Origin of the sequence: Moritella yayanosii, from assembly GCF_900465055.1 — a bacterium.
In the GTDB taxonomy this organism is placed as follows: Bacteria; Pseudomonadota; Gammaproteobacteria; order Enterobacterales; family Moritellaceae; genus Moritella; species Moritella yayanosii.
Window position 1 is genome coordinate 2066066 of the sequence record NZ_LS483250.1, and the last position, 15250, is coordinate 2081315.

Below are 15250 nucleotides of genomic sequence, written 5' to 3' on the forward strand. Positions count from 1 at the left end.
TACTACTTATAGGTATGAAGTAATTTCATACCTAGTGTTTTCGTACGTTCAAGATGATTTTTTAGGAACGGATGACACAACTCTCTAAACCAAGTGTGTTCTGGATCTTGATGGTGTTTGGCATGCCTCAACAAGTAATACTGCTGTGGTTTTAATGCGATCGGCAGTGCGATGATCCGGAGATCGTATGTCTGGGCAAAGTCTGCCGCGATATGTAATGGTGTCGTCAGTAAGGTATCCGTCTTTACTAACAGTTCAATCGCCGACTGCGTGACATTGAGTTGTCGTGCCGACTCGGTCAAATTACGAGTTTGTAATATCGAAATTAACGCCGGTAATAATTTGTAGTTATTCAAAGGTGCACTCGCCATACAAGACAATCGATTAGTCATCATAACGTAAATTTTCTTTGTCATGATTTTAAACGTTAACTCTCTGAGCTTATTCATTAAATAGTGATGCCGCTATTTAGCTAGCTAGAACGCCGCTTCTGAGTCTTTTTTCATGTGCTAAAATTGATATCAACTGAGCAAACAGTGTGAAAGTAGGTAAACGATGAACAGACTCGATATTGCAGACTTAATTATCGCTAAAATAACGGAGCAAGCTGAAACAGTCAAAAATATGTATGAGAGCTCTGTCAGTAATATTGGTTACTTCTATATTGATAACTTCCTTCCCGTTGATTTAGCCACAAAAATACATGATGCATTTCCCAGCTATAACGACATGATGCTCATTGGTGGCAAATATAACCTCAGAGAATACAAATACGTCACCGCCCAAATGAATGATCACCATCCACTATTAGAAGAAACTATTTTTGCATTTCAAGACCATCGTATTCTTGCCTTAATTAAAAATATTTGTGGTATTGATAGCCTCTATCCCGATGAAAACCTGTATGCAGGGGGAATTTCATTGATGCACCAAGGCCAGTTCCTCAACCCGCATTTAGACAATTCACATGAAAAAGACCGCAAACAATGGCGTGTTCTCAACCTGTTATATTATGTAACACCAGATTGGCAGCAGGCCAACGGCGGTAATTTAGAACTCTGGCCCGGCGGCATCGAAAACAAGCAACTCACCATAGATAGCTCATTCAATCGACTCATCGTCATGGCCACACATGATGGGTCATGGCACTCCGTTAGCCCCATCACCGCCGATAAAAATAGAACCTGTGTATCAAATTATTACTTTTCGGATGATGCGCTCAAACCCACAGATCAATTCCATGTCACTTCATTTCGCGGTAGGCCCGAGCAGGGCGTCAGAGATGTGGCTTTACAAGCTGATAATGCGTTGCGTCAAAGCGTGCGAAAACTGTTTCCTTTAGGCATGATAAAAACCAAGCAGATTTATAAAAAATAATGCCACTAGCCTCGTGATGAGGCCTTGCTATCGTCCATAATTAAATTGAGTTAAGTGTTACTTCGCAAGCACTTACCCGCAAGGATCAGCAATGGACTATACAGTCAAAAAATAGGACTCAGTGGCAATTGTTATTGGTTTTCAGAAGGTATCATAGTGACTTATTATGCGCGACAAATATCGCAGTGCCGTCTATGCCATGGAGCCTTATCAAAACACCGAAATTACAGAAACTACTCGTAAGTCATGGACATTTAATGCATAAAGCAACGCTAGTACCAGCCTTGAGTAATCTAGCCCCCAACAAAAGTGACAAAGATGTGATAAAGATGTGATGAAAAAGTGATGAAAACGTGATAAGTATTATCAGTCTAGCGCGATATTATTGAACATCACCTTAATAAGGAAAATAAACATGAGAATTAACATATTTTTATCACTGGTATTACTTTCATTTCAATCATTCGCATCTGACCAATTTAATATAATGACTGATTTTTCATCGGTGAGCTTTGCCACCATCAAAAAACAATTTGTAGTGGAACCAGCAACAATTAGTGGGCTCACGGGTAGCCTAGATGATAATGGTAAATTTGCTATCACGGTTCCAGTGATCAATGTTGAAACAGGTATAGGCATCAGAAATGATCGGCTTAATTCATTATTTTTTAATTCAGGGTTAAATCCGACAGTCCATATCACGGGGCAGTTTGAATTAGCCGCGTTAGCGCAAGATATTACCAAATTGACCGTACCTGCAGACGTGTCTTTCTATGGTAATAAGAAAACATTTAACTTCCCTGTCATTATCACGAAAACAAAGAATACCATCACCGTCAGTTCGTATGCGCCAGTGATCGTCAGAGCCAGTGATTTTGGTATTCCTACAGAGAACTTAACCAAGCTTGCAGCAACAGTCGGCGGCCTTGCCCTTTCTGATATTATTCCTTTAAATATTAATCTAGTATTTAAAAAATAATTCTCGACACGACCGTTTGAAATAGCGGTTCACCCTTTTCCAGCCCCTCATATTTAAACTAACTGTTTCATATATTGTTTCGGTGGTCGGGTATGCCGGAAATATCAGGATCAACAAATAACATACAGACATCTGAACTTAACGAAATATGATTGCGGTGTGACACTTGGCTTGGTTACCGAGTATCTTAGTGAACAATGGTTATTCAGAACATCAAGCTGGTTACATCCATGGGATGCTGCAACTCGCCTCTGCATCACCGGGTTACTCATGATGGCGGAAACAATCGGTGGTGTGATCGTTGACCATGCCGATTGCTTGCATAAAGGCATAACAGATCGTGGGCCCGACAAAATTAAAACCCCGCTTCTTCAAATCTTTACTCATGGCTTCTGATATTTCAGTTTTTACCGGGGTTGCAGCCAGTGAGGGTAAATCATTTTGCAAGGTAACGCCGTTAACAAAGGCCCAAATATAGGCATCAAACGAACCAAACTCAGCTTGAATATTCAAAAATCCCTTGGCATTTTTTATTGCTGATCTTATCTTTAAGGTATTGCGGACAATCCCTTCATTAGCGAGTAAGCGCTTAACATCGTCTTCGGTGTAATTGGCGATAATCGTATAATCAAACTGGTGAAAAGCGTTTCGATAGTTTTCACGTTTTTTTAATATGGTGATCCAACTGAGTCCCGCTTGCGCACCTTCTAAGATCAGAAATTCGAATAAGCGTTGTTCATCATGAACTGGCACGCCCCACTCTTCATCATGATAAGCTACGTATAACGGGTCTTCGCCACACCAAGTGCATCTGTTGTTCATTGCTTGTCCTTTAGTCAAAAAAATAAATCAGCAGCCCGCTGTTTTAACCGTGAAATCTTGAGCCAAGTCGGTGTGGTGATATTCGGCATAACACAAACCGCTCTTTAGATCCCCCGAACCATAACCAATGCGCGAGTAGCCATTATCTTCATAATCGGTGGCAATGGTGACATTATCACCCAATAAATTATCGATTTGGGATTTCATATGCAGTAATCGCACCGTTGCCCTCAGGCTGCCGTGAAAATTTTCAACCGTTTCTTTTTTTGCATCATCTTTTAAATCAATAAAACGTGGTACCGCTGTTGCGGCCAGCACACCAAGCACAATAATGGTAATAACCAATTCAATTAGCGTAAAACCCTTATTCCTTTTAGAAGCAGTAAAGTCCATTATCTCTCTCTGTTAAACGTTTTCACTCTATGTTAGAGATTTGCAACAGTATGCCCAATAAAATACTTAGTACCACATGTTTAATTACAAAATAATTAATTCATCTTTAACTATTTTACTATGTAATTAATAATAACCTGATTTCTTTAAGCAAAAATTAAAAAACGCCACACCGATAACGATGTCACGCTTTGTTAACTAAAAATATCGCTTAGAAAATGAACTGATATAGAAAGCCAGCACCTACAGCCATCCCTAAGATAACGAACAAGAACGCGGCGATCATTTGGTTTTTGAAAATAGATTTAAGCAAAATCACTTCTGTTAAACTCGCGCCTGCACTGCCAATGATTAATGCCATCACAGCGCCAAGACTCATACCTTTTGCTGCTAACGCGGCACTTAATGGGATCACCGCTTCTGCTCGAATATAAAGTGGAATACCAATGACGGCAGCAACCGGAATTGCGAACGGGTTATCTTCACTCGCGATACGCGCAACAAATTCTGTTGGCATAAAACCGTAAATCATTGAGCCCAACGCAATACCACCGATTAAATAAGGTAGCACTTTTTTAAAGTCAGCCCAGGTACTGTACCAAATTTTCATCCACTTGCTTACCGGTGCTTGTTTACCGCCATACGCAGATGCACACCCTTTGGCTTCTGGTTCAATATACGCTTGTGGTTTGACGTATTTTTCAAAACCCAGTTTTTCTAAGGTATAACCAGCGATAACGGATACGCCCATTGCAATAGTAAAGTAAAACACGGTTACCTTCATACCAAAGGTAACGGCAAACAGACCGATAATAATAGGGTTTAATAGCGGACTGGCAAACAAGAACACCATCATAGGACCGAACCCTGCTTTGGCGCGTAACAAACCTTTCAAGAAAGGAATTGTTGAACATGAACAGAACGGTGTGATCGCCCCTAACAAACCGGCAACGATATAACCTTTACCGTTTTTACCACTCAGGATACTTTGGATCTTGGCTGGCGGAATATACTCTTGCAGCACACCGACTAGATAACTAATCAGTAAAAAAAGCACCGTTAACTCTGCGGCTAAGAAAGCAAACATACCTAAGGTATCCATCACCATTGCTTGTGTAATGTTGAACATGATTTTAATCTCTATATTTCTGGAATGTTCGAAATATAAACCTATAAATAAATCATGTCAAACTATTTCCATAAATGTCGAAATATAATTTTAGAAATATAAAAATCGAATAACTAATATAGTAATCTTCAAACATACTTAACGACATTCAGCCGGTGATTTAATCACTCGAACTAAAACACAATGAGTCAGCCATATCGCCAACGACGTCAGGATAACGGCCAAGGTAATCGAGCTAAAACGATAGAGAATCGAAAAGAAAGCATCTTGCTGTCCCGGCTGGAAAGCGGTGGTAAGAGGCACAGATAACGCGGCCAGAGCCGAAAAACCAAGGCCAGATTTAACCCCACCCAATGATAATAACCGGGCAAAGAAACCAGCGGCTATCGCATACGCCATTAAAAATAGCAGCCCATTATTAGCCCAACTTGATAAACCTAATTGAATTGCCATACCAGCCAAACACCCTAAAAATGTGCCGCTTATTCGAATTTTAGCGGCGGCCATTGAACCAATAAAGGTCATTGGTGTGAGGACAACAAAAATAGACGCTTGCGCAGATAAAGAATCACTCAGATCGCCAAACTGAAAAATCAGAAACGCCAACATGGATATGCTCCAGCCCATTGCGGTTTGCCGTAACAAGCCAATATGATCGTGTTGTACTGCGCCATTACTGATGTGTGATGCCCTATCCTCTGCTTCGCGCACAGGCTCGGGAAACAAATAATACGCCAGCGCACAAATAGGATAGATAGCAAGCGCACTGACCCACAATGTCAGCGTGAATTCTTCAATATCAAAATTCGGATAGCTGATAAAATTAAGCGTAATAGACCCCACCAGCAAGCCTGTAAACCCAAACAGATAACCGCTTGGTTTGGTCATAGCGATGCATTTACTGAGAAATAACATCGCCACCGCAACAGTCATCAAGAAAGGGTAAGGTTGCAAGAATCCTGAAATAAAATTGACCTCCAACGTCACCCAAATAATGCCGAAAACCATTTGGGTTATTAAGCTGCAATGCCAATCATCCGCACGGACGATAATAAACGCGGGTAATAACACCGCAAAAAATCCATACGACCAACCAAACACCATACTTAACACCAAGCCAAACACACAAGCAAACCAAATTCGCATCGTTTTCATCATACTTTCCCGATAGACTTAATAAACCTAGATGAACTTAATAAATATAGTGCAGCAGACCAGCAAGATTAATTTGCATACTTGCCAAGGTTTGCCACCAGACATTATCAACAGGGTAAAGCACCACAGTCGCACGTGAGCCGACAAAGAGTTGTTCAGGAATAACCTGTTCGCTGGATAGGTTTACCCTGATCCGCTGTGCATCTCGCACCCAACGATTACTGACTTCAACCGAGGTTAATTGGCCACTCGCGGTTTGCTGCGCTGCTGCCACGCCAAAATCACGGCTGGCGACAGTAAAGTTAAATACTTGCCCCGGCAAGGCATCATAGGTGACATACGCGGCGGATGTTTTACTGATCAGCGCAATGGCCTTCTCTCTAAAATCAGCGGCAACCCACAACGAATCGATCGGAATAAAGGTCAGCATAGGTTGATTCGCCGTTGCCATCGCACCCACTTCAAGTTGTAGATTGGTGATCACCCCTTTGTTAGGCGCAAAAATTTGGGTATGGGATAAATCTAACGCCGCTTGAGCAAGATGATTTTTAGCCGCCATCACCAGCGAACTATCACCACCGCTCTCTCCTAACTTGGCTTTAATCGCGAGTGTTTGTTGCTTATAGGCATGCAGTGTCGAACGCGCGGCTTGGTAATTGGCATACGCCCTATCGCGCATCGACGTAGAGACTAAATTCTTTTTCGCCAGCTTGCTGATACGCTGATACTCTGCGGTGGCATTGTGATAATTAGCATTACTGCTTGCCGTGTTCGCGACGGCCGCTTCGACCTGCGCATACAGTGATTTTTCTTGCTCATACGCTTGCTGCAACGCCACTTTCGCCTCGTTAACCGCAAGGGTGTATTTACTATGATTAATGGTAAACAACAGTTGTCCTTTCTCAACATGCTGATTATTACCGATCGCGACATCGATGATCGGCCCCGACACTTCAGGTGCGAGTTGCACCACATAACCATAAACTCGGCTCTCCGTTGTCAGCGGCGCGTATTGCGCATTGCCGTACCAGCCGCGTTTATTGCCTCGACCTTGTTTGCAGAATTATTAGATGACTATGCTCGACAGTTTCCAGATATCACCTTGGAAATTATTCACCGTCACGAAAGCGTCGATTTGAAACGTGAAAATATAGACCTGCAACTGCTGCCTGATGTGATCAAAATCATTAATGTAGATTACGTGCAGCAAGTCTTTTTCCCGTCTAAAAAAGGCTTGTTTTGTTCACCACATTACTTACAAAGCCATGAGATGCCACACTGTCTTAATGATCTGTTTGAACATGCAATTTTAACCAGTCATTATGATTCCAGCATACTGCCAGAAAGATTGAATATACGTTTGATCTCAGAGGATTTGGGATTAGTGAACCGGATGGCGCAATCGGGCCATGGTATTGCATTACTCCCGATGATTTTAGTCCAACAGCAACTTAAACAAGGGGAATTAATTCATGTTTTACCTGATATTTATCAGTCCGAGATTGCCATGACCTTGATTTATTCTTCGCGACAATTTTTACCAAAAAAAACCAAAACCATGATCAACTTACTCAGAGATAAATTTTTAAATTACTAATAATAGTGTTGTTAATGTTCGTGACACAAGAGCAATCATATTTGGGCACTTGAGTGCACTCTCTTTCCTGCACATGAATTACCGCATAAAGCGACGCTTGAGCAATATCTGAAACTGAGGACTAAGCGGTACCTCAGAACAGGGGTAATTTGGTCGAGTTCTTAATTTCTTTTACCGCAATATTAGATTGAATTGAATCAACCACTTTGATACGGCGTATTTCAGAAATCTTGTCATAGTATTCATCGAGATCTCTCGCTACAATTTGCAGAATAAAATCGGCACTGCCCGCAATACAAAAACACATCAGCACCCAATCAAAATCTTGAATAATCTGCTCAAATTTATCCGTCTCTTCTGGAGCATGATTATTTAAAGAAACCATACTAAAACCTATCACATTGAAACCCAGTTTTTTGCGATCTAAAACCGCGGTATAATGCGTCACAATCCCTTCTTTCTCAAGTCGCTTCCAACGTCTCCAACAGGGTGTTTCGCTTAAATTAACGCGCGCTCCTAACTCATTAATCTTAATTCGACAATCGCGTTGCAAATGTTCCAGGATAGTTAAATCGGTGGCATCAAGCATTGTATTAGTGTTTTTTTTCACATTTACTCCATTAAACGAAAAAAATCTCTATTTTGAAGCGTTATTGTAAAGTACATAGCAGTTTAATTTCAACGTACTTATGTAACATATACCCAAGCTACTTCAAGATGCACAATCAGCATTTTGAAATAACTTGGGTATATCTCTGTACTTTGTGAATGTTCACAAAGTACAGGCCATGTTAAATAATAAGGAACGTTGATGTTTAGTCATGAATTTTATGCCTTAGTGATTATCACATTAGTCACTGTCATCACCCCAGGACCAGATTTTGTGGTGGTGGTTAAAAATACGGTTGGGGTATCGAGACGGGCGGGGTTTTTAACTGCGTTTGGTATTGCCACGGCAATTTGGGTACATATATTTTATTCTATTGTTGCCGTCCAATTTGTGGCAACACAATCTGAATTTATATTTGAGGTAATAAGACTACTCGGGGCAACCTATCTATTCTGGCTCGGGTGGAAATCATTGACGTCGACAGGACAGTCTTTGGAAGAAAAAACAGAAATGGATAAAATTAAACGCTCTGCATTTTGGAAACAAGGTTTTATTAATAACCTACTAAACCCCAAAGCCACGCTGTTCTTTATCAGTATTTTTAGTCAAGTGGTCTCTCCCAACACCCCGATCGTCCTTCAGGTCGGATATGGTGTGGTCATCACTATTATCTGTTTTTCTTGGCTTTGCTTCATCTCAATAATGTTAACAACAGGTAGTATGAAACCTTATGTGAATAAAATCGTGCAACCCGTTGAAAAAATAGCAGGCGTTATTTTTGTCTCCTACGCATCAATGGAAATTTATAACAGTTATCAACTTCATTTTTTATAATTACACAAGACGATATTAAACTAAAAATGCAGCGTAGCGATTCTTAATCGTACTTAGTTATATTTATTACACTTAATGCTTATATACCGTTAAGCGGCATCATGGTACTAATAACGGGCTATCTCCGATGAAATTCGACCATCAGTATGACGAAAACCTAACAAACCTCGAATAAAGTCGGCAGGGAAAGGAGCATAATTTCCCGTAACCATAGAGCAAGGACTGGCGTAGCGGCCTTGAAGAATTACATGTTGAAAGAATTAAAAACATCCATAATCATACAACTGATCTTTGCCGTCTCAATCGCGCTATCTGTCATTACCATTTACGCCATTGATAGTGACAAACATCAACAACAGCGCTTAGCGATTCAAAACTTATCTCGCAGTTATGTCAATCTCATTGAAACTAACATCAATCAAGCATTATCGGCCACATTCCCACTTGCAGCCTTGATCCAAAATCAACACCTTGATGAGGCTAGTTTTAGCCGATTCGCAACTGAAATGTTGCCTTTCTATCCTGGTGTCGCGGCACTGCAACTCGCTCCTAATGGTATTATCCAATATATTGCGCCATTAGCAGGAAATGAAAAGGCAATTGGCCATAATTTGCTTACCTCTCCGAACCGGAATAAAGAAGCTTTTGCAGCCAGAGATAGCGGTAAATTAACCCTAGCAGGCCCTTTTAATTTAGTCCAAGGAGGCTATGGCGCCGTTGGACGGTTACCTATCTATTTGGATCGCCCAAGCGGTGAACAGTTTTTTTGGGGCTTCGTTATTGTTTTAATGCATTTTCCACAAGTACTCGACGCAGTAAAACTACCGGCTCTGGTAGAAGCAGGGGTCGCATATCAGTTATCTCGCATTAATCCAGACACTGGACAACTCCAAGTTTTATCAAACTCACCACAACCACTATTAGCTAACCCTGTTGCAAATAGTATAAACATCGCCAACGTGACTTGGATGTTAAAAATGTCCCCCATCAATGGCTGGGTTCACTACATTTCACTTCTAGTCATGTCTCTGCTCAGTATGACGTTTACGATCTTGACCACCTTTTCCGCCATCTTAATCATGCGGATAAAGGACAACCAAAAGTCGCTTAAAAATATTGTCGCTGAACGTACTAAGCAATTGGGCGATAATTTAACACGCTTAAATTTGGCGCTAACGTCAACTGGTCAAGTATGGTTTGAGCTAAACATACAGAGCGGTGAAGTTTTATTTGGCGGCCAAAACGAACAGCTGACGGATGTCAATCCATCCGATATTCAAACGATCTTGGAACAATGGTTAGAGAAAATTCATCCCGATGACTTTGAATTAGCCTCCAATCGATATAAAGCATCCTTGGTAACAGGAATACCATTTGAACTTGAATACCGGCGAAAAACCAAAGATGGAAACTGGTTATGGGTCCACACAGGCTGTGAATTTACAGCATGGGATGCGCATCATAAACCTATCTGGTGCACCGGCGTTCATACCGATATCACCCAGCGCAAACAGATAGAGCTGCGTGATAATGCCCGCAACGCGGTATTAGAGAAATTATTAAAAGGCGATCCATTAAAAATAATTTTGGAACACATAGTTAACTTTATCGAACAAGAACAAACAGGGGCACTGTGTTCTGTGCTACTGATCAATGCACAAGGCACGCATCTTAACTCTGGGTTTTCATCATCAGGCATTCCTGATTATTACAATGAGGCCATAAATGGCATTGAAATTGGCGATGGCGTAGGTAGTTGTGGCACCGCGGCTTTCACCAAAAAAAGAGTGATTGTTGAGAATATTCAAACCCATCCCTATTGGACACAGGTTAAAGAGCTAACCGCCAAAGCGCAGTTAGCCTCTTGTTGGTCCGAGCCGATTATCGGTGCAAACAACCAACTGCTTGGCACCTTTGCCATTTATCATCGTCAACCGAGTACGCCAACTGATGACGATTTCAAATTGCTCGAATTCGCCGTGCAACTCAGTGTGATAGCGATTGAACGATATTTGTCAGATAAAAAGCTGGAAATGATGGCGCATTATGACATGCTCACCAAGTTACCCAACCGCTCACTGCTTGCTGACCGTTTTAAATCAGGCATTGCCCATAGTCACCGCACTAACACTATGCTGGGTGTTTGTTTTCTCGATTTGGATAATTTCAAACCCGTCAATGATAGCTATGGCCATGACGTAGGCGATCAATTACTCATCGCCGTAGCCCAACGTCTCAAAGCCAATATCAGAGATGAAGATACCGCGTCACGCCAGGGTGGCGATGAATTTGTCCTGTTGCTGGGTGATATTGAATCACTTGAGCACTGTGACGAAATACTGCAACGGATTAATTACTTTCTTGCCCAACCTTATATCATTGCAGGGCATACTTTTAATATCAGTGTCTCAATTGGGGTAACGCTATATCCAGATGATGATGCCGATCTGGATACCTTATTACGTCACGCTGATTATTCGATGTATCAAGCAAAATTAACCGGGAAAAATCGTTTCCATCTGTTTAATCCAGAACGAGATCAACAAACAATTCAAAAACACCAGCAACTTGATGAGATAAAGCAAGCCTTATCAAATAACGAGTTTGCTTTGTATTACCAACCGAAAATCAATATGAAGACCGGCAAGGTATTTGGTGCAGAAGCGTTAATTCGTTGGTTTCACCCAGAGAAAGGCTTGATCCCGCCACTTGATTTTTTACCGATTATTGAGGGCACAGAGCTAGAGAACCAGATCGGTGACTGGGTTATTAACCAAGCACTGAAGCAAATTGTGGAATGGCAAAAGCAGGGCATTTTTATGGAAGTAAGTGTTAATATCGCGTCCTATCACTTGCTGTCCGCAGAATTTTTAACCCTGCTTGAAAGTGCGTTGGCAAGCCATCCCAGTTTAAATGCCAAATATTTACAATTAGAAATATTAGAAAGCAGCGCACTGGGTGATCTCAATACCATCCGTAATATTCTCGATACCTGTCGGGATGTATTCGGCGTAAATATCGCGCTGGATGATTTTGGTACCGGTTATTCCTCACTGACGCACCTAAAAAACTTGCCTGCTAATACCATCAAGATTGATCAGAACTTTGTAAAAAACATGCTCGACGACCCAGATGATTATGCCATTATCAAGGGCGTGCTTGCGCTAGCAGACTCCTTTAATCGCGAAGTCATTGCAGAAGGCGTTGAAACAACAGAGCACGGCTTGATGTTGCTCGCAATGGGTTGCTATGCAGCACAAGGTTATGGCATTGCCCGCCCCATGCCAGCAGCTGATATCCCAAATTGGTTACACAACTATATCCCAAATCAGCAATGGCTAGATAGTGGGCTCAACAAAGATAATATAGAAGAATTAAAGTGATCTTTGAGCGATTAACAGCGCAACCAGAACTTGATTTGACCTTGTCCAAATGGGGAAGGATAGTCGGGCCATCAGAGCGCACACTGTCGCGGATATTTGCAAAAGAGTTCAATACATCGTTTGCGTTGTGGCGACAGCAATTCCGCACCAGAAACCATCGAATTTATGTCGAATAAGCTCAGTAATAAAAATAGTTTTACTGTAGTATATTTAGAGTCTTTCTTATATGAGCGCTTTCAATGTCTAGTACTGGTCAAGATCAATCAATTGCCAACATCTCTCTCGCACAATTAGCACAACCACTCGATGCAATGCACATTGCCCAATTAACTTCATTTGCTTATGGCCTGCCGCCACTGTACTTTTGCCGTGAATATTTAGCGCAAGACGAAAAAACAGCGATTGGTCATTGCTTACAACGTTTAGCCAATGGCATGAGTAATCAAGAATTCACATTAGAACAGTTAACTGTGTTATTAGCAGAAAGAGATTATTACGACGACGATGAAGCGCGTCTACGTTTAGGGCCAGAGTTAGCATAAACTTCACCCTACTCGATATTAAACTACACCTTTTCGATTTCCATCGGGATACTATGGCGAGCGGCGATGCTCTTTATTGATAAGAGCGGCTCTCTTCTTGCATCTTTACGCATACCTGTTGACATATTACGCCTTCAAAAACCCTCTAAAACCAATCATCACCAAATAGATTAAGAACTTATACTTCCAACCTAGTATGTGCATGATGTTCCAAATATATAAATCCTTGATAATAATATCTATAGACCTTAGTTGTTAGATAAAACTTTCTAAATTGTAAGCGTACAATTCTATTTATATCTTAGTGATTATATTGAATGAGGGACGCCAATTTCGCTTAAGGATTAATATTCATCATTCCAAGCAAAACTTTTAGACGACATAACAATATGAAGTATGGAAGGAACCGTCTTATGAATATAATATTGCTTAATGCTAGGTTATATCCAGCCAAGAAAGCTCCTCAACAATAACAAGGAGCAAAACATGATCGAAAACATAGAGTGTATAATCAAAGAATTTCTATTACTCAACGATATAGAACAACATCAAGTTTATTACATTATAAAAGTGCTAGAAACCGGAACTGAAAGTGAAAAACGCATAATCTGTGAGTCTATAGGTTTAGAAAATCTCATCATTTAATGTTAGGTACGATACTTCTCTAAGATACTACCCAATGACTGTGATGCACCGACAAGCTCTTGAATACCGGTAACTGACGCTTGTGTTGAAGCACGTAGCACACTTGATTGCGAGCGAATGTCATTAAGGTCAGATGCAATATTATTAACGACTGAGGTTTGCTGTTCGGCGGCAGTCGCAATCTGAGTATTCACATCCATCACTGACTGCGCAGATTCAGCAATATCATTCACATCAGCACCAATTTCAGTAATTATTTCTCGACTTTTATTCGCTTGTTCTAATGTTTCAGCCGTTATTTTTGAAATACCCTGAGTTTCAACTTGCAGCTTGCCAATCATATCCCGAATTTCAACGGTAGCCTGTTGCGTACGCCCGGCAAGAGTTCGTACTTCGTCAGCAACAACAGCAAAACCACGCCCCTGCTCACCCGCTCTGGCAGCTTCAATCGCCGCGTTCAGCGCTAACAGATTGGTCTGCTCAGAGATCGCATTAATAGTAATGATCACATTATCAATTTCAGTCACTTTCTCATTCAAACTAACCACAGATACTGACGCCGCATTAGTGTACTCAGACAATTCAGTCACCATGACAATCGCATCCTTGACTCTTTCATTACTCTGTAAGATCTTGGTTGTTTCACTATCCGCTTGCTGGGATGCTTGTAAACCCAAACCCGCGATCTCTTTCGCCGAAGCCGACATCTCTTCCATTGCAGTCGCCACAGAATCAACCGAAGCATACTGTTGATTAACCTGGTCTTCTGAATCTCGAGCATCTTTTTCAAATGCCGTGGTGGTCCGATGGAAAGTAACGGTACTGGTTTTAACGCTTTCGACTAATTCACTAATGGTGTCCATTGAACGATCAAGTTCATAGCCGATCACACCAAACTCATCACGTCCCATATGAAAGCCAAGGCGCGACGTCAAATCGCCATTAGCAATGCGGCGAGTCGCCTGATGCATAGTCCACAAGGCGCCGCTTAGGTGTGTTGCAAACCAGTAACTAAATAGTCCAATTGGTGCAAGTGGCAGTAGAGAAAGTAAAAAACTAAAGAACGCTTGTTTCTCCACTTCGGTGTTATCCACGGAATGAGTGAGCACAGCATAGCCCTTGCCAAAAGGCATCGACACGGTTATTTCAGTATCACGTGCTGCGGCTTTTGGAGGCTGGCTGACCACGCGAATATTCTGCTGTAAAAGAAATGTTTGTAAATCATCTTTATTTAAACCAACCCCTTTCAACGCATTCACCGTAGACACGAGTCTGGTTTGTGCCTGCAGATGGTTTGCAGCATTGCTTTGCGCGATGGTCGCGTAATAATGACTGCCAGAAAAACCAATTAAAGTCGCTGATATTATAATGAACAATAGCCAAAACTTATCAGTAATATTCATTTTTATAAACAACTTATCTATGGTTCTGAAGTTAACTTCTTTCATTATTACGCCTCTGATATAACAAAGCACTACATCACGTAATGCATTTAGATACTAATATCAATATTTACATGATTTTACTATTAAAATAAGATCTTACATCTGATAAGTAGATGTAAATCCTATATTCGTTATCGTGTCGCGTACAAATTGTGACCAAAGAGAGAGATACGTAGTGAGAATATATCGTAAATAACTATATCCATATTATTAGACAGTAAGGTCACTAACAAATGCAGGCCGGATATATGAATATCAGGTAACATTAGCGCAACTGCACGGGGTCCCGATGATTGAACGTAGGCAGTGTATAAAAATGAGTCTATTGATGGACATAAA

General features: G+C 41.2%; 14 protein-coding genes. 6 read left to right on the forward strand and 8 right to left on the reverse strand.

Annotated elements, in window-relative coordinates:
• Positions 1–2: 2 nt before the first annotated feature.
• Entirely contained in the window at positions 3–395 is a 393-nt protein-coding gene (locus tag MORIYA_RS09465; protein WP_232011582.1) for a type 2 periplasmic-binding domain-containing protein, read from the reverse strand.
• A gap of 160 nt (positions 396–555) precedes the next feature.
• On the opposite strand from MORIYA_RS09465, the gene MORIYA_RS09470 reads away from it, so the two are divergent.
• Both MORIYA_RS09470 and MORIYA_RS09475 read left to right on the forward strand, forming a co-directional pair.
• Positions 556–1377: a 2OG-Fe(II) oxygenase gene (locus MORIYA_RS09470; RefSeq protein WP_112714664.1), complete on the forward strand. Its 822-nt coding sequence runs from the start codon at positions 556–558 to the stop codon at positions 1375–1377.
• Between the two features lie 415 nt (positions 1378–1792).
• Positions 1793–2356, forward strand: a complete 564-nt coding sequence (locus MORIYA_RS09475) for a YceI family protein (RefSeq protein WP_112714666.1) — start codon at positions 1793–1795, stop codon at positions 2354–2356.
• A 264-nt stretch (positions 2357–2620) separates the two neighbouring features.
• Here MORIYA_RS09475 and MORIYA_RS09485 read toward each other — a convergent pair whose 3' ends face one another.
• The 5 genes from MORIYA_RS09485 to MORIYA_RS09505 form a co-directional block, all read right to left on the reverse strand.
• Positions 2621–3178, reverse strand: a complete 558-nt coding sequence (locus MORIYA_RS09485; protein ID WP_112714668.1) for a DNA-3-methyladenine glycosylase I — start codon at positions 3176–3178, stop codon at positions 2621–2623.
• Positions 3179–3205: 27 nt separating this feature from the next.
• Positions 3206–3571 (reverse strand): type II secretion system protein, encoded by a 366-nt coding sequence (locus tag MORIYA_RS21595; RefSeq protein WP_112714670.1) that lies wholly within the window; start codon positions 3569–3571, stop codon positions 3206–3208.
• A 211-nt stretch (positions 3572–3782) separates the two neighbouring features.
• Positions 3783–4700, reverse strand: coding sequence for a permease (locus MORIYA_RS09495; protein ID WP_112714672.1), 918 nt, complete (start codon positions 4698–4700; stop codon positions 3783–3785).
• Between the two features lie 138 nt (positions 4701–4838).
• Complete coding sequence (locus tag MORIYA_RS09500; RefSeq protein WP_197713371.1) at positions 4839–5858, reverse strand: DUF2955 domain-containing protein; 1020 nt, start codon at positions 5856–5858, stop codon at positions 4839–4841.
• Positions 5859–5892: 34 nt separating this feature from the next.
• Positions 5893–6825, reverse strand: a complete 933-nt coding sequence (locus MORIYA_RS09505; RefSeq protein ID WP_232011583.1) for an HlyD family secretion protein — start codon at positions 6823–6825, stop codon at positions 5893–5895.
• Positions 6826–6867: 42 nt separating this feature from the next.
• Between MORIYA_RS09505 and MORIYA_RS09510 the strand changes: the two genes are divergently transcribed.
• Positions 6868–7452 (forward strand): LysR substrate-binding domain-containing protein, encoded by a 585-nt coding sequence (locus tag MORIYA_RS09510; protein ID WP_232011584.1) that lies wholly within the window; start codon positions 6868–6870, stop codon positions 7450–7452.
• Between the two features lie 133 nt (positions 7453–7585).
• On the opposite strand, the gene MORIYA_RS09515 is transcribed toward MORIYA_RS09510, so the two are convergent.
• A complete protein-coding gene (locus MORIYA_RS09515; RefSeq protein ID WP_232011585.1) occupies positions 7586–8062 on the reverse strand; it encodes an Lrp/AsnC family transcriptional regulator in 477 nt (158 codons plus the stop codon).
• A 201-nt stretch (positions 8063–8263) separates the two neighbouring features.
• Between MORIYA_RS09515 and MORIYA_RS09520 the strand changes: the two genes are divergently transcribed.
• The 3 genes from MORIYA_RS09520 to MORIYA_RS09535 all read left to right on the forward strand — a co-directional run bounded on the left by MORIYA_RS09520 (position 8264) and on the right by MORIYA_RS09535 (position 12821).
• Entirely contained in the window at positions 8264–8896 is a 633-nt protein-coding gene (locus tag MORIYA_RS09520) for a LysE family translocator (RefSeq protein WP_112714678.1), read from the forward strand.
• Between the two features lie 248 nt (positions 8897–9144).
• Positions 9145–12279, forward strand: coding sequence for a bifunctional diguanylate cyclase/phosphodiesterase (locus MORIYA_RS09525; protein WP_112714680.1), 3135 nt, complete (start codon positions 9145–9147; stop codon positions 12277–12279).
• Positions 12280–12518: 239 nt separating this feature from the next.
• On the forward strand, positions 12519–12821 hold the full coding sequence (locus MORIYA_RS09535) for a hypothetical protein (protein WP_112714682.1): 303 nt from the start codon (positions 12519–12521) through the stop codon (positions 12819–12821).
• Positions 12822–13468: 647 nt separating this feature from the next.
• Here MORIYA_RS09535 and MORIYA_RS09545 read toward each other — a convergent pair.
• A complete protein-coding gene (locus MORIYA_RS09545) occupies positions 13469–14914 on the reverse strand; it encodes a methyl-accepting chemotaxis protein (protein WP_162629259.1) in 1446 nt (481 codons plus the stop codon).
• Positions 14915–15250: the final 336 nt, after the last annotated feature.